At 40.2% G+C, this 20,586-nt stretch carries 23 protein-coding genes; 2 read left to right on the top strand and 21 right to left on the bottom strand.

The features are described 5' to 3' along the window. Positions 1 to 193: 193 nt before the first annotated feature. The 13 genes from WSC_RS0117030 to gspC form a co-directional block, all read right to left on the bottom strand. Positions 194 to 424, bottom strand: coding sequence for a cyclin family protein (locus WSC_RS0117030; RefSeq protein ID WP_016957159.1), 231 nt, complete (start codon positions 422 to 424; stop codon positions 194 to 196). A 92-nt stretch (positions 425 to 516) separates the two neighbouring features. Then, the gene (locus WSC_RS0117025) at positions 517 to 1,272 is read right to left on the bottom strand and encodes a type II secretion system protein N (protein WP_016957158.1); all 756 of its coding nucleotides are present in this window, start codon (positions 1,270 to 1,272) and stop codon (positions 517 to 519) included. Further along, on the bottom strand, positions 1,272 to 1,736 hold the full coding sequence (gene gspM, locus WSC_RS0117020) for a type II secretion system protein GspM (protein ID WP_016957157.1): 465 nt from the start codon (positions 1,734 to 1,736) through the stop codon (positions 1,272 to 1,274). The genes WSC_RS0117025 and gspM overlap by 1 nt, the downstream gene beginning before the upstream one ends. After that, positions 1,733 to 2,983 carry a type II secretion system protein GspL gene (gspL, locus tag WSC_RS0117015; RefSeq protein ID WP_016957156.1) on the bottom strand — a complete coding sequence of 417 codons (1,251 nt, stop codon included), beginning with the start codon at positions 2,981 to 2,983 and terminating at the stop codon, positions 1,733 to 1,735. The genes gspM and gspL overlap by 4 nt, the downstream gene beginning before the upstream one ends. Positions 2,984 to 2,985: 2 nt before the next feature. Further along, entirely contained in the window at positions 2,986 to 4,083 is a 1,098-nt protein-coding gene (gspK, locus tag WSC_RS0117010; RefSeq protein ID WP_016957155.1) for a type II secretion system minor pseudopilin GspK, read from the bottom strand. Further along, a complete protein-coding gene (gene gspJ / locus WSC_RS0117005) occupies positions 4,083 to 4,697 on the bottom strand; it encodes a type II secretion system minor pseudopilin GspJ (protein WP_016957154.1) in 615 nt (204 codons plus the stop codon). Before gspJ ends, gspK begins: the two co-directional genes overlap by 1 nt. Continuing rightward, positions 4,697 to 5,068: a type II secretion system minor pseudopilin GspI gene (gene gspI, locus WSC_RS0117000; RefSeq protein ID WP_016957153.1), complete on the bottom strand. Its 372-nt coding sequence runs from the start codon at positions 5,066 to 5,068 to the stop codon at positions 4,697 to 4,699. Before gspI ends, gspJ begins: the two co-directional genes overlap by 1 nt. After that, a complete protein-coding gene (gene gspH / locus WSC_RS0116995) occupies positions 5,068 to 5,676 on the bottom strand; it encodes a type II secretion system minor pseudopilin GspH (protein ID WP_016957152.1) in 609 nt (202 codons plus the stop codon). The genes gspI and gspH overlap by 1 nt, the downstream gene beginning before the upstream one ends. A 35-nt stretch (positions 5,677 to 5,711) precedes the next feature. Beyond that, positions 5,712 to 6,146, bottom strand: coding sequence for a type II secretion system major pseudopilin GspG (gene gspG, locus WSC_RS0116990; protein WP_016957151.1), 435 nt, complete (start codon positions 6,144 to 6,146; stop codon positions 5,712 to 5,714). 2 nt (positions 6,147 to 6,148) lie between these two features. Beyond that, on the bottom strand, positions 6,149 to 7,375 hold the full coding sequence (gene gspF, locus WSC_RS0116985) for a type II secretion system inner membrane protein GspF (RefSeq protein WP_016957150.1): 1,227 nt from the start codon (positions 7,373 to 7,375) through the stop codon (positions 6,149 to 6,151). A gap of 5 nt (positions 7,376 to 7,380) precedes the next feature. After that, positions 7,381 to 8,880, bottom strand: a complete 1,500-nt coding sequence (gspE, locus tag WSC_RS0116980; RefSeq protein ID WP_193352319.1) for a type II secretion system ATPase GspE — start codon at positions 8,878 to 8,880, stop codon at positions 7,381 to 7,383. A gap of 98 nt (positions 8,881 to 8,978) precedes the next feature. Continuing rightward, on the bottom strand, positions 8,979 to 11,096 hold the full coding sequence (gspD, locus tag WSC_RS0116975; protein WP_016957148.1) for a type II secretion system secretin GspD: 2,118 nt from the start codon (positions 11,094 to 11,096) through the stop codon (positions 8,979 to 8,981). Between the two features lie 35 nt (positions 11,097 to 11,131). Then, a complete protein-coding gene (gspC, locus tag WSC_RS0116970) occupies positions 11,132 to 12,067 on the bottom strand; it encodes a type II secretion system protein GspC (protein WP_016957147.1) in 936 nt (311 codons plus the stop codon). A 220-nt stretch (positions 12,068 to 12,287) separates the two neighbouring features. Between gspC and WSC_RS0116965 the strand changes: the two genes are divergently transcribed. Together WSC_RS0116965 and hslO are read left to right on the top strand one after the other, a co-directional pair. Then, positions 12,288 to 12,710 (top strand): RNA-binding S4 domain-containing protein, encoded by a 423-nt coding sequence (locus WSC_RS0116965; protein ID WP_016957146.1) that lies wholly within the window; start codon positions 12,288 to 12,290, stop codon positions 12,708 to 12,710. A gap of 2 nt (positions 12,711 to 12,712) precedes the next feature. Next, complete coding sequence (gene hslO, locus WSC_RS0116960) at positions 12,713 to 13,573, top strand: Hsp33 family molecular chaperone HslO (RefSeq protein ID WP_016957145.1); 861 nt, start codon at positions 12,713 to 12,715, stop codon at positions 13,571 to 13,573. Positions 13,574 to 13,739: 166 nt separating this feature from the next. Here hslO and WSC_RS0116955 read toward each other — a convergent pair whose 3' ends face one another. From WSC_RS0116955 to ectA, 8 genes are all read right to left on the bottom strand, one after another. Next, positions 13,740 to 13,934 (bottom strand): hypothetical protein, encoded by a 195-nt coding sequence (locus WSC_RS0116955; RefSeq protein ID WP_016957144.1) that lies wholly within the window; start codon positions 13,932 to 13,934, stop codon positions 13,740 to 13,742. Between the two features lie 104 nt (positions 13,935 to 14,038). Further along, positions 14,039 to 14,932 (bottom strand): TPR end-of-group domain-containing protein, encoded by an 894-nt coding sequence (locus tag WSC_RS0116950; RefSeq protein ID WP_016957143.1) that lies wholly within the window; start codon positions 14,930 to 14,932, stop codon positions 14,039 to 14,041. Then, positions 14,919 to 16,340, bottom strand: a complete 1,422-nt coding sequence (locus WSC_RS0116945; RefSeq protein WP_016957142.1) for a sodium/proline symporter — start codon at positions 16,338 to 16,340, stop codon at positions 14,919 to 14,921. The genes WSC_RS0116950 and WSC_RS0116945 overlap by 14 nt, the downstream gene beginning before the upstream one ends. Then, positions 16,334 to 17,011 carry a class I SAM-dependent methyltransferase gene (locus tag WSC_RS0116940; protein WP_016957141.1) on the bottom strand — a complete coding sequence of 226 codons (678 nt, stop codon included), beginning with the start codon at positions 17,009 to 17,011 and terminating at the stop codon, positions 16,334 to 16,336. Before WSC_RS0116940 ends, WSC_RS0116945 begins: the two co-directional genes overlap by 7 nt. Continuing rightward, positions 16,989 to 18,416, bottom strand: coding sequence for an aspartate kinase (locus tag WSC_RS0116935; RefSeq protein ID WP_040394922.1), 1,428 nt, complete (start codon positions 18,414 to 18,416; stop codon positions 16,989 to 16,991). The genes WSC_RS0116940 and WSC_RS0116935 overlap by 23 nt, the downstream gene beginning before the upstream one ends. A 77-nt stretch (positions 18,417 to 18,493) precedes the next feature. Beyond that, a complete protein-coding gene (locus tag WSC_RS0116930; RefSeq protein ID WP_016957139.1) occupies positions 18,494 to 18,892 on the bottom strand; it encodes an ectoine synthase in 399 nt (132 codons plus the stop codon). Between the two features lie 20 nt (positions 18,893 to 18,912). Continuing rightward, positions 18,913 to 20,184, bottom strand: a complete 1,272-nt coding sequence (ectB, locus tag WSC_RS0116925; RefSeq protein WP_016957138.1) for a diaminobutyrate--2-oxoglutarate transaminase — start codon at positions 20,182 to 20,184, stop codon at positions 18,913 to 18,915. After that, on the bottom strand, positions 20,181 to 20,586 hold a 406-nt coding region (ectA, locus tag WSC_RS23200), incomplete at its 5' end, for a diaminobutyrate acetyltransferase (RefSeq protein ID WP_040394920.1). The genes ectA and ectB, both read right to left, overlap by 4 nt.

Raw genomic sequence — 20,586 nt, 5'->3', positions numbered from 1 at the left:
TAATCAATCAAATTACTTGCAAACGGAGTGGGTCCATATATGTTTTGTGCGAGCGGCTCAGGGATTGAGTTTAAAGCGATTTTGCGAGCAATATTCCATTTGGCTTTCGAGTTTTTTACCACAAAGTCTAAGCGCTAGTTGCTTAACGTTCAATTTGAGAATTAGCAGTTGGCAGCAATGAACTAACCTCTGACTATTCACGCTCGCCCTGCATCACAGCCTCTCGCTGCTTTTTATAAGTATCATAATCCTTGGCAAAATTTTGCTCGCATTTGGCGCGCTCAGCTTCATCAATAATATCGCGGCAGTGTTGCTGCTTACCAGCGTCTTGCATGCCATGATAAGCTTGCTGATAGCTGCAGCCGGCAACCGACATAACCAACACAACCAACAACAACTTTTGACTAAATTTAATACCTAGCATACAAACACTCCTTTATTGCAGGCTACTTAAGTCGTCGCAGCCAAGCACACACAAATATATGCTTGAGGCTGCTAACCAAAGCTAAAGTTCAGTTACTGACTAAATTTAATTTGATAACGACCTTCAGAATCTGGGTTACCCAAAAACTGAATTGCTCCTTGTAAAGCTTTATCCGCTTTAGGCCCAAGCGCCACATAACCACCTATCGCATAGTTTTTCATAGTGTTTAAACGGCCCTTCAAATCAATTTCTAAAATATCTTTATTGCCCGAAACCAACGCCTGAGCAGCACCATTATCGCAGCTTAATTTAGCCGTGATATCACCATAATTAAAGCGGTTATTCATAGCTTCAACTGATGCCATACGCCAATTAATAGTGCCATCAAGCTGACCACAAACAGGTTTACCCGCTTCTACTACAGGTAAATTAGCTTCCACCAAACCACTAGCAACCACAGGGAAAGGAATATTCACTTGTTGGGCAATTAAATCAGCCGGTAATTTAACCTTAATGTCTTTTAACACGGCGCTTGAAAAACCAGCTTGAGCAACCAAACTCCCTTGCGGCTCTAACAGTTTACGCGGGTGACCAAATTCAATATCCGCCGATACTTTCCCAGTTAATAACGACAGAAAACTAATTTGCCATTTAACGTCTTTCAACAATACTTTGTCGTACTGCAGCATATCCATCTGACCTTGCCAAATGGTGCCAGAAACATTGCCTAGCTGTAAGTTTTTAACTTTTGGCAGTTGTGGAGTAATTAAATGAGCTGGAATAGTAGCAATTAAAAATACCAAGTACGCCAACAAAGCCCATGTAATTCGACCTATCCATTGTTTCATTATTTAGTTACCTGCAATCTTCTAACCCGTACAGCACCGTTTCTGTCTGTCGCTGTAACGTCTAAACTTTCAATGGTTAAACCTTTATTCTGTACCAAAGAGGCGATCCAGCGCACGAATGCATTAAATTCCACTTCATCAATTTGTACTTGTAAAGATTCACCTTGTGGTTGCATACGCGCAATTGAAATACCCGCTTGGCGAGCTGCGGTATTTACAATTTGGTTTAACGAACCAGATGCTGAAGCTTTGTTATTGCCTTTTAACTGTTGATATTCAGCGGTTTTTTCACTCACCCATTGTAATAAAGCCTGCTTATTTTTTATATTCTGCTGTGCTTTATCTAATGAGCTATTAAGTGGACCCCAAATGAGTTGGAAAAACAGGCCAATTGCAAAAACAACCGTTGCGCCAATCACTAAACGTTGCTCACGTTCGGCTAAACTTTCAAACCACTGTTTCATGACATCCCCTTAATACTAATAGAGCCAACAACCTGGTCGCCTTGGTTATTCAACGAGCCTTGTTCAATAGATAAGGAGTTCTTTTCTGCTGCCGCTTTAAATCGTTCAAAACTTTGGAAGTTACTGCCACTGGCATTTAAGCGAATTTCACCACGTTTGGCGTCAAAGCGAATGTTGTCAGGTTTTAAATCTGGCACTTCTGCAAATGCCGCGGCACTTGCTTCAATTAATGGTAAAAACGCTGCTTGTTGTTGGCTGCCACCCAATTGTTTAAGCTTACGCCCCAACTCTTTTTTCATAATAGCGACAGATAAATTTTTACCCGAAGGGAAAGTTGCGACATAAGTTTGTTTTATCTTTTGCTCCAGGACATCCGCTTGTTGGTTTAATTGATGTACAGTCAAACCTTTATCAACTAGGTTAATGACCAAAGCAACACCAGCAACTATCGCGGCACTGCGCCAAATCTTAAAGTTTTTACTGCTGTCTTTTTTAAACTGATAACGGCCTTGGCGTAAATTGATGCTGACATTTTCTGCTTGCTGCCCTAACAGTTGCAATGCTGGTAAACATTCAGCTTCAATGCGCTCATACGCTGGACTACTAGATAATTCTTGTGGTAGCGCAGAGTAATAATAAAGTTTAGTGTTAGTTTGCTCTTCATCGCTTTCAATCTGCGGCGCTAATAACTCTAACCACAACAACAGCTCTTGCTTTTCACAGGCAATACCAGCAAATTCGCCACTGCGAATAAGCCACTGCTCACCCAACTGCATTACAGATAAAGCTTGTTCATGGTACGGCAGTGCCAAAACATCCGGTAATACTTTTTGACAACGAATTCCAGCTTCAGCCAACCAAGCTAACCAGTTTTGAATTTTTTGTTCGTTGATAACTGCAACTTGTAAATAATGGCAGTCGTTTTCTTCATCAAAATTTTTATTGCCAGTTGCAAAAAAACATTCATCCACATCTGCGGCAATATCTTCTTCCAACATATATGGAATTGCCTGAATAAATTGACGGTTGGTTTTAGCAGGCACTTCAACGTTTTGTAATTTGATATCGCTCGCAGGCACAAATACGGTTGCACTGCGGCCACCAGCTCTTTGTTGTAAGCTGGCCAAATCGTCTTTGTTGGCAAGTTCACCCGAGGCGATAATTTCTTGCTCTTGCTCAGACCAGACTAACCAATGAATGGTATCATCTGCTTGACTACCGAGCCGAATAAATAATTGTTCAGACACTTCTAAACTCCAATTTTGCGGGCGATGACGTTAAATTTGCCCTGCTTATCTAATGCAATGACCGAGCTTAAATTAAAAAAACTTTGGTTATATTCAGTTTTTGTTTGTAGTTGAAAATACTCACTGGTCACGACAAATTGTTGTTTCAAATTTTGTGAAATTTTACCAACAGCTTTGATTTCTGACTGCTGCCAAAAATCATTGATATCGCGAAAACCGTCATCCGGACGATTTTCAATAATCTGTTTTGCCGCCGCTGCTGTTAACTTGTTATCAAACATAGCGGCCATAACAATAGCGTCTTCAGCTTTGATAGTATTGACGTTCAGCTTCATGTCATTAACTTTAGGCACAATACAAATATGCTCAATTACCTTATCTAATCTTTGCATACCTTCAGGCATAGTATCAAAACCTTGAATTAACCTAAGTTCAGATCTATCAACAAACCAGCTATTTGCAGGTAAGTATGGGCTTACTTTAGCTTCGTACATATAATCTTCAGCGCCATAACCTCGGGTATTTGAATCTTCATCTAACCAGTCTGCAACACTATCTCGAATAGTTTCAGCATCGTAACTATCAATACCAGCAAGCTCTAACAAAGCTTTGAATTGTTGTTCTGGATCTGGATCTAACGCTTGGTTATTGGTTGTATTACCGGTATTTTGCTCTTCAGCTACTTGTTCATCTTCTTCATTAGCAATTTCTTCGTCAGTCAATTGCTGCTGATTTTGCATGGTCGCGGTAACTCGCGTGACCGCATTTATATTAAAACAGCTGGATAAATCTTTTATCGAGCCTGTAATGGTTGCACCACCTTCTAGTGGATAGGTCATTTCTTCAACTGCCCACGGTTGTTGTAAATGCAACCTGCCGTTATCTTCTTTGTATGCTTCATCTAACACAAGTTTTGCTAAAGATTCACCACCAACTGCATACCAATAGGCTTGTTGGTTGTTACCTATATTACTGACACGTTTAATTTGCATTTGTAAACGCACGGCCATTTCAGCAGCGATAATGGTGATTAACGCAATAATCAACAACACAGTGATCAAAGCAATGCCACGTTGCTGTTTTGCTGATGTAAAAGTCATTAAACTTCAGCTCCCGCAATAGCAAATATCCGCGTGATCTCACCAAAATCTAACGTTTTTAGCGTAATACTGATGCCAGAAGGTAGATCTGGCTGTTGCCATTTATCCACCCAAGATTTGTTTTTACTGTTGTAAAACTCAAATGAAATTTGTTCAACCCCTTGCAACAATACTCGGACTTTTGGGTCTTCACCTTTAACTGGGTCTGGATGCAAAAAATGCAAACGCTCTAGGTTTTCATCGACGATGCGATAAGCAACAGATTGAATTTCACTACGCGGTAACAAGTTATTTGGGTTAACCCAACCGTTACGTCTAAAAGCTAAAACTTGCGAGTCACTATCTAAAATTAGTTCACCATGCGATATATAAGTATGCTGTGGCCCCTCACCCATAATACGCACACTGCGTCGACTCAGTTGGCTAAAATCACGCTCTATCATTATCATAGCGCGCTGTAATTGCGCGAGCTTTTCACCATGTTGCATGGACACATCATTCGCCGTAGTAGTACTGGATAAAATGTTAAAACCAGCGACCCCTAATAACGCAAAAATGGTGATAGCCAATAACATTTCTATCAGGGTAAAACCTTTATTAAGTCTGCGTCGCATTAATTTGGTTTCCCCATATAGGTCATTTGTTCTGTGACAAACTGTTTATAACTGTCATCACTAAAAACCTCTATGCGTACAGCAACCATTTCATCACCAAACGCGGTTTTAACCACTTTTTGTTGCCAATACCAAGTATGGCCTGCTAGTTCAACATCCCCTTTCTGATCATTTTTTACTGGCCATTCTTTGTCGAGATGTAATTGATTTAACCGGTTAGACGCAACCCAAGTTGCGAATATATGATTTTTTAATCTGTCTTGGCTATTAATGTGCACAGCCGATGACTGCACCACAGCTACACCCGCAGTTGCTAATAATGCTAGTGCGACTATGACTTCTAAAATTGTGAAACCACGCTGCTTATGCATTAGCTGGCCTCTTCAGGATCGATCAATTTACTGGGTAAATAGTCTTGCGCTTCTACTTTTAATACAACTCGGTCGGCAAAACTTGCATAAGGGGGTGTATAACTAAATTGCACAGTGAAAGGTGTTAGCTCGCCACTGGAAAATAAATAAATTTGTGGGATGAGTTTTTTCTTTTTATCGTCGTCATCATCCTCTTCATCTGTAGATGAAAACAAACCTTCTTCGGCATCATAGTCTTCCATCCAACTGAGCTCACCTAAAGTTAGCTCAAGTTCAAATCCCTCTTCCAATTCATATGGTGCAAAGGTTTTGTCTTCACTAATGGTTTGCCAGTCTTCCCCATTATGAATTAAAAACTGATACTGATTTTTTTTAACGATAACACCCAATTGAACGTTGTTTAACAAACCATAATCAGCAGCTAATTGCAGTGCGGCTTGAAAACGTCGCGCTTCTTCTTTAGTTTTGTCGTAGTCACTGCGGATATCAAACGACAAACTAACACTACTTAAAATAACCGCCATTAATACCATAACCAGCATAACCTCAAGCAGGGTAAAACCTGCTTGACGTTTGTGACTGTATTTTTGGCTAGGGCGTAATGGCATACACAACTAATCTTGTAAACAATATTAACTAAGACTTATAGAAACTCGTTTACGTTCCAGTTGCCGATATCATCTTCTGTATCAGCTTGACCATCTGGGCCTATAGAAAAGATATCTATTTTACCTTGCTCACCTGGGCTTAATAATTGATAGTCGTTGCCCCAAGGATCTTGTGGTAAACGTTTGATATAACCGCCATCAGGATAATTACGTGGTGCAGGTTCAATTGTTGGTTCATTCACCAATGCATCTAAACCTTGTTCTGTTGATGGATATACGTTGTTGTTAAGCTTGTACATATCTAAAGCTTGTTCAAGGGTTACAATATCTGTTGCCGCTTTTTTAACTTTAGCTTTGTCACTTTCACCAATAAAGTTTGGCGCTATCATGCCCGCCAAAATACCAATGATAACCAACACCACCATAATTTCTAATATGGTAAAACCTTGTTGTTTTTTGTTCACTCTCATTTTTAACCTACCATTGAATTAAGCGCCATTATTGGCTGTAAAATTGAAATAACGATAAAAAAGACCACACCAGCCATAGATAAAACCATAGCTGGACCTATGACACTCAGCGTCATGTTAACTAAAGCTTCAAACTCTCTATCTTGATTGTCTGCAGCCCTTGCTAACATGCCTTCTAACTCACCACTTTTTTCACCACTGGCTATCATGTGCAACATCATAGGTGGGAATAACTTAGTTTGTTCTAATGCCGCACGTAAGCTAGTACCTTCACGCACACGTAAACGTGCATCAGCAATAGATGCGCGAATATGGTCGTTGGTTAATACGTCAGAGGCTATTTTCATACTCTCAAGCAAAGGCACAGCACTGGCAGTTAAAATACTTAAAGTACGCGCAAAACGAGCGGTATTTAAGCCACGAGCGACTTTGCCAATCAGCGGCATTTTTAATAAAGTTTGATGGTATTTATACCTGAACTTTTCTTGTTTAACTAAACGCTGAAAAGCCACAGCCGACAATAAAATCAGCACTAACATAGGCAATCCAAAATCGGATAAAAAGTCACTGACAGCTATCATAAATTGTGTTGAAGCAGGTAAATCACCACCTAAACGGTCAAACTGACTAACGATTTTAGGTACAACTGAAGTTAATAAGAAATAAACCACAGTAAAAGCCACCACCATCAACATGGTAGGGTAAACAGAGGCTTGTTGGATTTTTGATTTGGTTTGTTGGCGCTGTTCAGTGTAATCGGCTAGACGCTCTAATACAGTATCTAAATGGCCGGATTTTTCACCGGCTGCAACCATAGCGCAGAAAAGTTCGTCAAAAATATGAGGGTATTCAGCCATGCTATCGGCAAGGTTGTAACCTTCGGTAACTTTAGAGCGCACCGCCATTATCATGCGTTCAACTCTGGGTGTTTCAGTTTGCTGAGCAACCGCCAATAAAGCTTCTTCAATTGGCAAACCAGAAGCTGATAAAGTTGAAAGTTGACGGGTTAACAATGCAAGTTCAGCGGCAGAAATTTTCCTTTCTATCGAGAATAAACTTTGACTGCTCCCAGCTGATTTTTTTTCTTGCTCAGACGCTGTGGTGACTTCAACCGGAATTAAACCTTTTTCGCGCAAAGCACTACGTGCTGCTTTGGCTGTATCCGCTTCAATAACCCCTTTTTTATTGCGCCCTTTATTATCCAGCGCCTTATATTCAAATGCAGGCACTGTAATTAATCCTCACGCGTAACACGGATAACTTCTTCTAAAGAAGTTACACCTGCTAAAACTTTGCTACAACCGTCTTGACGAATACTTGGAGTTGATTGACGAACTAATTTTTCAATTGCTTGTTCACCATCACCATTGTGGATCATTTCACGAATTTGTTCGTTCACCACCAAGAGTTCATGAATACCCGAACGGCCACGATAACCTGTGCCATTACATTCAGCACAGCCTTTAGCTCGGTAAATAGTTGTACTGGTTATTTGCGCTGCAGACAAACCTAAAATTTCTGCTTCACGAGCATCTGCTTGATGTGGCTCTTTACATTCATGGCATAAAGTCCGCACCAGTCGCTGCGCCAATACACCTAATAAAGACGAAGATAATAAGAAAGGTTCAACACCCATATCTTCTAATCGGGTAATAGCACCAGCAGCAGTATTAGTATGGAGTGTCGACATTACTAAGTGACCAGTCAAACTCGCTTGCACAGCTATATGAGCGGTTTCTAAATCACGAATTTCACCAACCATAACCACATCTGGATCTTGACGTAGAATTGCACGTAAACCACGGGCAAAAGTCATATCCACTTTGGTATTCACTTGCGTTTGGCCTATACCTTCAAGCGCATATTCAATTGGGTCTTCAACCGTTAGGATGTTTCTATCATCAGAATTTAGTTCAGATAAACCCGCATACAAGGTGGTTGATTTACCCGAACCAGTAGGACCTGTAACCAAAATAATCCCATGAGGTTTATGGATGAGTCCACTAAACAAATCACGATTGGCTTGGGTCATGCCCAAGTCTTTTAAATCAAGACGCGCATTGTTTTTGTCTAACAAACGTAATACCGCGCGTTCGCCATGGCTCGATGGCATAGTACTAACACGTACGTCAACGGCTCGGCCGGCAATTCTTAATGAAATACGACCATCCTGCGGCACACGTTTTTCCGCTATGTCGAGTTTCGCCATAACTTTAATCCGCGAAATTAATACAGAAGCTAATTTACGATTTGGTTTTAACACCTCACGTAAAATGCCATCCACACGGAAACGTACTTTTAATTCTTTTTCAAAAGTTTCGATATGAATATCCGACGCACCTTCTTTAATCGCTTCACTTAACATAGCGTTAATCAGCTTGATGATAGGCGCATCATCTTCATTTTCGAGCAAATCTTCTGTTTCAGGGAGTTCATCAACTAGCGAGAATAAATCAGCTTCGTTGCCTATATCTTCCATCAACTGACGTGCTTCGGATGAGTCACGTTGATAAGCTGTCGTTAACCTCAGCTCGAATGCATCTTTCGCCACTTTTTCAATGCTAAAAGGTTGAGCTAAAAAGCGACGAATTTCCAATAAAGTAGCGGTTTCGACATCTGGACGACAAATAGCTAACCATGAAGCATCGTCTTGTTTTTCCAACAATACTCCATGGCGATTCGCAAAACTAAATGGTACACGCGAAGCACCAATTGGCAACTCGTCATCTGACATACCAGCGTCTTCAGCTAGTGTTTGGTTTTCTGCAAATGGCGCTTGTTCTAAAGCTTCACCAGCCAATTCATCTGCAAACTTAGAATCTGTCATCAGCTTTACTCTCGTTCAGCTTTGTCTTTTTTCAGATACTCGTCTAACGCACCTTTTTCAATTAGGTAGTCTTCAAACGAAGGTGGCAACGCCATTGAATCATCCCAATCTGGTAAAATTGAAATGTCGTCACTGTAGGATAAGAAGTTACCATTTGCTTGACGATCTAACTGTTGCGCACGCATAAAGTTATATTTGCGATGGCTAATTTTGTTTTGGCTCATACCATCACGAATAATGGTTGGACGAATAAATACCATTAAGTTACGTTTACGCTTGGTATTACTGGTTGATTTAAACAAGTTACCAATAATTGGAATATCACCTAACAAAGGTACTTTAGAAACACTTTCTTGAATGTCTTCATCAATTAAACCACCTAATACAATAGTGCCACCATCTTCTGCCATAACAGTAGTTTTAATTTCACGTTTATTAAAACTAACGTCTATCCCTGTTGCACCAGCAACACTCGATACTTCTTGCTCGATAGCAAGCATTACAGCATCACCTTCGTTAATTTGCGGGGTTACTTTTAACTTGATACCCACTTCTTTACGCTCAACTGTTTGGAAAGGGTTGGTATTAGAACTAGATGCGGTTGCACCTGTGATAGTTGGTACTTCTTGACCAACAATAAATGAAGCTTCTTGGTTATCTAAGGTAGTTAAACTTGGTGTCGCCAGAATATTTGAGTTAGTAGCTGTGGTCACAGCTTGTAAAACAGCGCCCCAACCATCTTTAATAACACCAACCATAGTACCGTTAATGCCACCTAATAAAGACGCTAAGGTGCTAAAATCACCTACAATTTCCTTACCTTCAGTAATACTTGCTATAACTCGGTTACCTTCGTCATCATAAATTGGCTGACCCGCGGCGTCAGTTCGATAAGTGATGTCATCAGGTTCTTTCCTAGTTCTTGCTTGTTCCGCACCTACAGCTAAAGCACCAATTGGAGTTGAGTTGCTAAACTGCACCATGCCGCCTTCTTCGCTGATCCATTGCACACCTAAGTTAAAACCATCACCTTCAAATACTTCAACAATAATGGCTTCAACTTGTACTTGTGCACGGCGAATATCTAGTTGGCGGATAACTGCTTCAAGCGAGCGCATCATATCTGGCTCTGCGGTAATCACTAATGCATTGCTGTCTGGGTGTGCATCAATACTTACGTCACGATTGCTGCTTGAACTACGTTTGCTAGTACCACCGGCTTTGTCTTCAGCAATACTGGTACTAACACCTTGTAAAACTTTAACTAAATCTTCAGCTTTAGCGTATTTGAGGTAATAAACTTTGGTATTACCGTTTGTTTCTAATTCGCTGTCTAAACGTTTAATCATATCGATTGTACGTTGACGCGCTTTACCTTCACCACTAACAATTACGCTATTAGTTCTATCATCCGCAACTACTTTAGGGATCAAGTTATCTGGTGTTCTATCTTTAGCTGAGTTTTTAGTCAACGTATCAATAATACGCACCATTTCACTCGCTGAAGCAAATTTTAATTTAATAATTTCAACTTCTTGGTCACCGGCTTGGTCAACACGACGAATAATTTCAGCAAGGCGATTAACCACAGCTGCACGACCAGTTAACATAATGACGTTTGATGGATCGTAATGCACCACGTTACCACCACCAGCTTGGTCATTTAACTGACGTAACAATGGTGATAATTCTTTTACCGATACGTTGTACACTTGCACAACCCGAGTCACCATAGCATCGCCATCGCCCCATTCATCCGTTTCTACAACTGGAATAGCTGAGGTTTTAGCATCTTTGTCACGAATAACTTTTAATACACCATTAGACATTTCGACTACGGCATAATCGTAAACTTCTAAGACGTTTAAAAAGAATTGGTAGTACTGCTCTTCATTAAGCAAATCATAACTACGCACATTAATTTTGCCGCGCACATTCGGGTCAACAATAATGGTTTTCTTTAAGTTTTTACCAACTATGTTGATAAATTCGTTAATGTCAGTGCCTTTAAAATTCGGTGAATACTCTGCGGCAACTGCGCTAGGTGCAGAAAAAGCTAAAAAAGCTGATAAAGTCAGCGCAGACAATTTGTTAGTTAGTGCTGGGCGCTTATTAATGCTCATGCCCTGTTGCTCCGTTATCATTTTTGAGTTCATTTTTAATACAACGAGATATAAATTTGACGGACTGAACCATCACGTTCGACCATAATGCTAGCTTCTTGCGCGTCCTTTAATTGCGCCATAGCCTGCATCGCTTGTGATAGATTGCTTAGATCAAAGCCATTAATTTCAATAGCTATGTCCCCTGCATTTAAGCCAACCGATTGAAATAGTTTAGGATCTTTACCTGGATACAATCTATAGCCGACCAATTCACCATCACGGCGTACTGGCGACACTTTAATGTAATCCACTAATTTACCCGGATCAGCAAACGCGTCTTCACGTAAACTTTCTAATGCTTCTTTTTCTTCACCAGAAATATTCGCTTGTTCAGTTTCATCTGGCTCGACTGGCGTATCAACTATATCTGCTTCGTCTTGAGAAAGGTCATTTATCTCGCTCGCCTCTTCTGCTGCTAACGCACTATATTCTTGGCCTTCGAGCATTAGAGTTTCACGACGGCTAGATTGTTCAATAATTATTCTGTCAGGGTAAATTTCACGAACTATCGCACGGGTACCATCGATTTTTTCATCTAACCCATAAACATCTTGCGAACCACTTTTTTCAATGATAGCGGCAGCTAAACTGGGCTCTGAGCTAGGCACAACCCCAGTTAATTTTAAATTAAGAGTTGTCACTGGCGCATCTTCGACTGGACGAGTTTGCACCACAGGTGCGGCAGAAAAGTCACCGAATAGGTTTAACTTAGTGATGCGATTTATATCTGCAACCACAGTATTGGCAGCTACAGTGCTCGCTGAGCGTAAATTGATTGAAGCCGCATTCGGCTGTGGAAACAACTTCCAAGTAATGTTCGCGAGCAACCAAGCAATATAAATCAGCAATAAAATGCTGACCAGTAAACTAAGCTTTTGTTGTGGTAGTTTTTTGGTTAACTCTAAACCCTGTTGAATTTTTTCTTGCAAAGTATTTAAACCAAATTTGTTAATGCCTGTAGCGGGCTAACATTGTGAAATTTATAAGGTAGCCCGTAATTATCGCAACAGAATGTTACGTTTTTAATAAATTTGCAACCTGAATTCATTAGCTAAACTAACTTTCCATGCTGCTAATTACTTTTGTGCTCGCAGTTTAACAGATACAATAGCACTTTTTAACGCTGAATTTGTGGTAGTTAGTACTTAGATGAGTAACAAAAGTTCCAAACAAAACACAACCAGCCAGGCAATGCGGCTAGATAAATGGTTATGGGCGGCACGTTTTTTTAAAACGCGCGCGCTGGCACGTGGCATGATTGAAAATGGCAAAATTAAATTTAATGGCCAAAGATGCAAAGCCAGCCGCACAGTTGAGATTGGTGCGCAGTTAACCATTCAACAAGGTTTTGATGAAAAACAAATTAACGTGCTGGGACTATCAGAAAATCGTTTAAGTGCGCCACTTGCGCAACAACTTTATCAAGAAACCGAAGAAAGCGTTAAAAAACGAACAGAACAGGCGGAAGTGCGCAAACAGCAGCACTCGGTTAACCCTAGACCAGATACCAAACCAGACAAGAAACAACGTCGCCAACTTATTGAAGCTAAACAGCACAAACTTGGACAATAGAGATGAAAACGCCAGATCAACTAAATCGATATATTTTTGACGAAATGAATGTACGTGGTGAGTTAGTGCAGCTTGCCGATAGTTATCAGCAAATGTTGCAGAATCACAACTACCCAGACAGCATCAAACAGATTATTGGTGAACTATTTGCGGCAACCAGTTTATTAACTGCAACGTTAAAATTTACCGGTGATATCGCGGTACAAATTCAAGGAAATGGCCCAGTTTCATACGTTGCGATTAATGGTACAGATAAACAAGCATTACGTGGTGTTGCGCGATACTCACAAGCGCCAACTGACAATAAATTATCCAGTGCTTTTGGTGACAAAGGTTTTATGGTTATTACCATTACCCCAGAAAAAGGCGAACGCTATCAAGGCATAGTAGCATTAGAAAAAGAAAGCATTTCAGCGTGTTTAGAAGATTATTTCCAACAATCGGAACAGTTAGACACACATATTTGGTTATATACAGACACACAACAAGCTTTAGCTGCTGGTATGTTATTACAAAGATTACCAGGCGAAGAAAAAGAGTTAGACGATGCTAATATGGAGCACCTAGCCCAATTGACCGCAACGGTTAAAGCAGAAGAAATTTTCAGCTTAGCTGCCAATGATTTGTTATACCGCTTATACCACCAAGAACAAGTTAAAGTATTTGACCCGCAAGCTGTTACTTTTCATTGTGGTTGTTCAAAAGACAAAACTTACAATGCGTTAGCCAGTATTCAACCAAGCGAACTGACTGCCATCTTGCAAGAAGAGGGTAAAATTGAAGTGAAATGTGAATATTGTTTAACTAACTATAGCTTTGTTGAAGCTGATTTAGCTGAGTTATTAGATAAACCTCAGCATTAACAAATAGCACTATTAACAAATGCTACTAAAAACAAAGGGCGCTAATGCGCCCTCTTAAAACTAGTGATTATATTTTTAGATAACTTTTTGCATATTATTGCATCCAGTTAATTCAACAACTTCTACTCAATCTGAGTTTTAAAAGTCGCTTCCATAGCTACCTCAGTTAATGTTGAGAAGAAGGTTGAGGATGTTTAATGCAACGTTTAATCATACATACTACTGCCATTGCCAACCCAGCTGCTACCGGTGCTGCAAGCCAATCAAAATAAGCCGCTTTAACAAATACAAGTTGATACATCAACACTAGAACAAAGACTACAAAACCTGTTCTTACTATATCTTGCCAACTAATCTGCATTTTAAACTCCTTCTTATCTGTAGCCTAAAAGGTCTAAATAACCCAGCTCACTTTTTGAGCAGGGTTAATAATTAAGACTAGTCGCTAAGATCAGTTTACGCAAATTAACTTAACAAATTTTTAAAGCTTTCTTCACCCTGTAAACTTTCAAACATTTTTTCATGGGCTAATTCAACCGACAGTGCCGGTGATTTATCTAATGCAGTGCGGATGTCATCAATCGCCACCTCTAACTGGCCCAAAGCAGCAAAAGCACAAGCTCGCTGCCAATACGCCAATGCATAATCCTCATCAAGCTCAATGGCTTTCGAAGATAAATTGAGCGCCCATTCACATTCACCTAACTCTAAAACAGCATCGGCTTTATAGGTAATAGCTTCAACATCTTCACTATTTAATTCAAGGATTTCATCGTACAACTTAACTTTTTGTTGTGGATTATTTTCAAGCCCTGCGCGCATCCATAAAGCATGCAACTGGTTTGCTCTGGCGATTTCTTCTTGGGTTGAAATAATTTGTTCTGAGCGGCGTTTAAGTTTGTCTTCAACATCAGCCAAACGTTTTTCGTACTCTAAACTAACTGCGCTGACCTTACTGCTAACATGCTCTTCAATTTGCGTTTTAATGTCGCGCAATGAACGCCAGCCCATTAATACCAATACAGAAGCCGCAGCTGTGATAATAAAAAATACGTTATTAACTGTATCCGAGGTATAGCGAATTGCTCTATCAGAAGATTCTAATTTAGCAGCGGCTAATTTCTCCGCTAATTTAGACTCCAAAGCAATTTGTTGCTGTCGGATAGTTTTTACTTCGTCTAACAAATAGCGTTCAATAAAAGGCGTGTATAAAGGTTGCTCTAAATTAGTTATTTTATCTTCGAGTTGTTCAATAGTCTGTTGTGCTTGCTGATTTTGCTGCTCAACCTCCGCGGCCCGAACAATTGCTGAGCCCGCAATTAAAGTGAACAACAGCAATAAACAGTTAATTGACTTCATTCGCGACCTCGACAGACTTGCTCTCTGTTGTTTTAAGCAAATAAAACAACACTATGCCAATCAGTATACCAGCAAAACCTTCATATATTTGATTATGCCAATCTAATTGACGCCAAAGCATAGCAGTTGCCACAGAAGCAATGACAACAATGAGCGCCTGTAGCTGGCTAATGCGCCAACCCAAAATAAGTCCTATTAACATAGGCGCTAATGCACAACCTAACGTTGCCCAAGCAAATACCACTAAACTAAAAACACTTTGTTTGGCAAACATAGCAACAAATAAAGTTAATAAGGTAATAGATAAAGTGATAATTTTGATAACTTTGGTATTAGTGACAGGTTTAGCTAAACAATCTTGCGAAAATGCCGCTGAGCTACTCAACACCAGTGAATCTGCTGTTGATAAAGTTGCAGCAAAAATACCGGCCAAAATCAAGCCAACTAACCAGCCGGGTAATAATTCTAGTGCCATCATAGGTAAAGCGAGTTCGGCATCAAAGCTTGCTTGGTTGTCTAATAAAATGCGACTTAATAAACCAACACAAGTGGCCATAGCGTAGAATATGCTAAACCATAGGTAGTACCACATCCGCATGGTGCGCATATTTTGTTTACTATCAAGTGCAATAAAACGCACCATAATATGCGGTTGACCAACCACAGAAAAACCGGCGAACATCCAACCAACTGCAAAGGCGATAACACCGAGCTGATTATCAAATATCAGACCGTCTGGGGTTAAATCAAAAAAGCCGTCAACCTGCCTAAGCTCAGTAATAACTTGATTAATACCACCAATATGTTGCACTGCAGCAAAAAGTAAAATACTCATAGCCGCAACCATAACAAATGACTGTGCTGCATCTGTCCAAATAGATGCGCGAATACCACCGGCAAAACAATAAGCGGCAACCATAACTGCAACTAAAATTGCGCCCATCCAAATTGGCCAATCCAGCAATACATGCAAAGCTTTACTGCCAGCGATAAATTGTGCAGCGGCATAAGCTGTCATCAGCAGTAATGCAGTCCAAGCTAATAATCGGCGTAATAATTGAAAGTTTTCACCTTGCCATAAGCTGACTAGTGACATAACCGACACAGCGCCGGTCTTTTTTGCTTGTTGTTGGACTTTTTTATGGATATAAAATGAGGCGATAAGATCACCGGCAATCCAACCTATCATCAACCAAATGGCAGATAAACCTGCATAATAGGTGTAACCAATTACCCCAATAAACATATATCCACTATTGTTGGTTGCGACAGCAGATAAACCAGTAAGCCATGCAGAAACACTGCGGCCTGCAAGGTAATAATCTTCTTTGTTTTTACTGGCGAATTTTGCCGAGCTTAAGCCGATAATGGCAAAACAGCTGAGAAAAACAATAAAACTGATTAACATAATACGCCCTCAAGCGAATTAACACTTAATACGTAACCATCCATTTCAATAGGCTGCGCTATACTGTGGTTATGCAATGCAACGTCGGTAAAATTTTGATTATCGTCACTTAATTGCATAAAAGCTTTGCGACCAATATCCGCCAACAACATCACCACATCGTTACGGCAAGCAACCGATTCAACCAATGATTGCAAAGCTTGTTTGGTATCTTGGTTGTAACAAATATCCGAGGCGACAATTAAGTCAGTGTCTTCGAGCAAAGTATCATCAATATCTTCAATCGCGATCGTTTGACTGTCGATTTCAGTATCATTGTGCTCAGCCAAAGACTGTTGATAAGGTTTTAGGTTGGCGTCTAAATCGCTCGCAGTCACATCCGCGTCATAATGTTTATTCATAAACACACTGAGCGCGCCCCAACCAGCACCTATTTCTAGTACTTTGAGTTTGCGTTTAAATGGAATGTCTTTGAGGATATTCATTAGCAGAAAATTCGATTGCCAAACTTTCGATGCATAATGTTGCGGCACAAACCCATCTTCCACCAGTGCTTGCACATCGGGATGATTCGGTTTAAAAATATTTACGCCGAACGCCCAAAAATTATTTGAGCGTCCGCGTACTTGGGTTGTTTTATACTTAATGTTAAACCTCTGGTTGTATTTCAACCAAATGTTGATGCAAAGCAATAATCGCTTGTTCAAAGTGCGATTCATCTAATACAAACTGAATATCAACTTGGCGCATCGACTGGTGTAAAGCCTGAATGCTAATGCCTTGTTCCGCGATTGCTTTAACCGCTTTAGCTAACATACCGGCTTCTTGCATATCACTGCCAATAGCAGAAACAATACACACCTTGCGCAAGTTAATTTCAGCTTCTGGAAATTGCTTTTCTAGTAAAACCAATAAACGTTTAGCTTTTTTCAAGTTACAGCTTAGATAGTGGGTAATACTATTAGCGGTAACGTCTTTGCTAACCATTTCAATTTTGAGTTCGTTGATCAAGGCTAGGGTTTCAATATCAAATTTATTGACTTGGCCCATCATATCTTGATCAAACAATTCGAATGCGTAAACCTGCTGACGGCCAGCGACAATCTCCACTTTTGGTTTGTCACTGACATAAGTAGATGTGATCAATGTACCTTTGTGCTCTGGCTCAAAAGTATTTTTCACTCGCAGCGAAATTTCCGACTGACGCAAGCCTTTTGCTGCTCTAGGGTGAATAGCTTCCATCCCCAAATTAGCAAGTTGGTCAGCTACATCATAGTTGGTCATACCGATTGGTACAACCTTGTCTTCGCCAACCAGCTTAGGATCTGCACTGCTTAAATGATACTCTTTGTGAATAATCGCTTCTTGCGCTTTGGTTAACACAGCAATACGGCTGAAAGTCATTTCACTATAACCGCGGTCAAAAGTTGCCATTAAACCTTTTTCGCTATGACAATAACCTGTTGCGATTGGCAAACATTCGCGTAAATCTAGCGAGAAAAATGCATCTTTAATCAGCTCATCCATGTCTACTGCTTTGTCGATGTTCCAACCGGTTAAGTCAACAAACACAGCATTGACACCTTCTTTTTGTAAAAGATGAGCCATATTCCACGCACTGTGTGCTTCACCAATACTGGCTAACATTTCACGTACTTTTGCCAAATGATCATCTAATTCAAAGTGACCGTGCTGACATAAGCTATTTAAGTCAGCCAATGCACGTTCGGCATCATCTAAACGGCGTAAAATAAACTTATCAGCTTTGTCTTTTAACTGACCATCACCAAACAACTCTTGGTTGATATCAAGCATTTTTTGTCTAACCAAAGCAAAAGCTTCAATCCAACATTGATCTTCTTCTGCTTGGGCAAAGCGACCATAGACGCCCGGCTCGGCGGTTTTTTTATGCTCTAATAATAAATTAGTAATACCTGCGTAAGCAGATACAACAAAAACTCTCTGATACGGATTTTTCAGCGCCGGATTAAAGATAATATTATCGCGCACCGCATCGTACTGACTCATTGACGTGCCGCCAATTTTTTCCACTGTATGGTTATTTGAAACCTGCATTATTGATTCTCTATTCAAATTAATTAATCGAAAGGGATAAGGTGCTGGCCTGGCAGCCAGCACAACAGAGAGGAAAATTAATCGCTAACAGTTTCAGCTTCTAACGGGTAAGCCCCCGTTTCGTCATGCACTTCTTTGCCATTTAATGGCGGATTAAACACACACGCCATTTTCATCTCTGTGGTCGCACGTAAGATGTGTTTGTCGTGTTTGTCTAAAATATAAATCACCCCAGGTTTAATTGGATGAACTTCACCTGTCGCCAAATCTTCGACTGAGCCAGTACCAGAAACACAATAAACCGACTCTAAGTGATTTTGATAATGCAAATGTAACTCTGCATCTTTAAAAATAGTCGTGATATGGAAAGAAAAACCCATATTGTCATCTTTCAAAATCAACCGGGTACTATCCCACCCTTCACTGACAATTTTACGTTCTGATTGTTCAGCTTTAGCTAGATCTCTAACTATCATTTTAAATCCTCTATCTCAGCTTAACCAACAGCTTTTAAGCTAGTGTTAAACTCGGCAGCAATTGCATCTACGACAATTTGCAAACCTTTTTCTAAATCTTGCATCTCAATGGTTAATGGACAAAAACACTTAACTACTTGGCCTTGATTACCAGCAGTTTCGATAATTAAACCATTTTCGAACGCACGTGATGTGATGCTATCAGCAATCTCACCCGTTCTAAATTCGATACCTTGCATTAAACCACGGCCTTTCAAACGAGCATGTGTCACACCCAGTTCATCCACTACAGATTGAAAGTAACTACGGACTAATTCAGCTTTTTGTTGAATTTCTTTTTCAAATTCCTGGTCAGCCCAATAAGTTTCTAACGCAGTTTTTGCAGTAATAAATGCATGGTTGTTACCACGGAATGTACCGTTATGTTCACCCGGCGCCCATTCATCTAGCTCTGGTTTAAATAAAACAATTGCTAACGGCAAACCAAAACCACTTAAAGATTTAGACAAAGTAATGATATCTGGTTTTAAACCTGCTTCTTCGAAGCTAAAGAATTTACCAGTACGACCACAACCAGCTTGAATGTCATCAACAATCAATAATGCACCATGTTTTTTCGCCAGTTTTTGTAAACCTAACAACCACTCAGGTGTCGCGATATTTAAACCACCTTCACCTTGCACTGTCTCAACAATAAATGCTGCTGGAGCATCAATACCACTTGATGGATCTGACAATTGTTTGTCGATCATCTTTAAGGTATCTGCGTTATAACCATAATAACCACAGAACGGCATACGGGTTACCCCAGACAATGGAATAGACGCACCACCTCTATGGTGTTGGTTACCTGTTGCACTCACTGCCCCTAAAGTCACACCATGGAAACCATTGGTAAAACTAATTACATTTGTGCGGCCAGTTACTTTACGTGCCAATTTAAGTGCAGCTTCAACAGCATTTGCACCTGTCGGGCCAGTAAATTGAACTTTGTAGTCCAAGTCACGTGGTTTTAAGATGACATCTTGCAAAGTTTGCATAAATGCGGCTTTAGCATTGGTATGCATATCCAAACCATGCGCAACACCATCTTGCATAATATAGTCGACTAACGCTTGTTTAAGCTCATCCTGATTGTGACCGTAATTTAATGAGCCAGCACCAGCAAGAAAGTCTAAGTAAGCGTTGCCATCTTCGTCGTATAAATACGCACCTTTTGCGCGATTAAAAGTAACCGGAAAAGAATTAGCATAACACTGTACGTTAGATTCCATCTGTTGAAAGATACTCATAAGTTTTCCTCTTTGATTTTGATCATGCGTTTAGCATTGGAAGAAATTGGCCCAATTTTGAATAAATACTCGTCTGCGTGTTTGCCACCTAAATGGGTATCACGAACAAAATAACTAGACTCAGCACAGCCTGTATTTAATTGACTAGCCAATTTACGAAATACCGAACGTGAAGCTTGATTATCTTTAGTAATAGTGGTCTCTACATGAGTTACCTCACTACAGATCACACGTGACAATAAATGGTTTAACATTTTGTACGCTAAAGATTGACCTCTGGCTTTTTCAGAAACAGCCATTTGCCAAATAAAAATCGTGCTTGTTTTCTGCGGATTGATGTAAGCAGACATCCAGCCCACAATCTCACCGTCAAGCTCAGCTACCACGCAGGTTTCACAGAAG

Origin of the sequence: Catenovulum agarivorans YM01, from assembly GCF_000281085.1 — a bacterium.
Classification (GTDB): domain Bacteria; phylum Pseudomonadota; class Gammaproteobacteria; order Enterobacterales; family Alteromonadaceae; genus Catenovulum; species Catenovulum agarivorans.
Note: the sequence above shows the minus strand (reverse complement) of the source record. Positions and strands in the feature narration are given on the sequence as shown.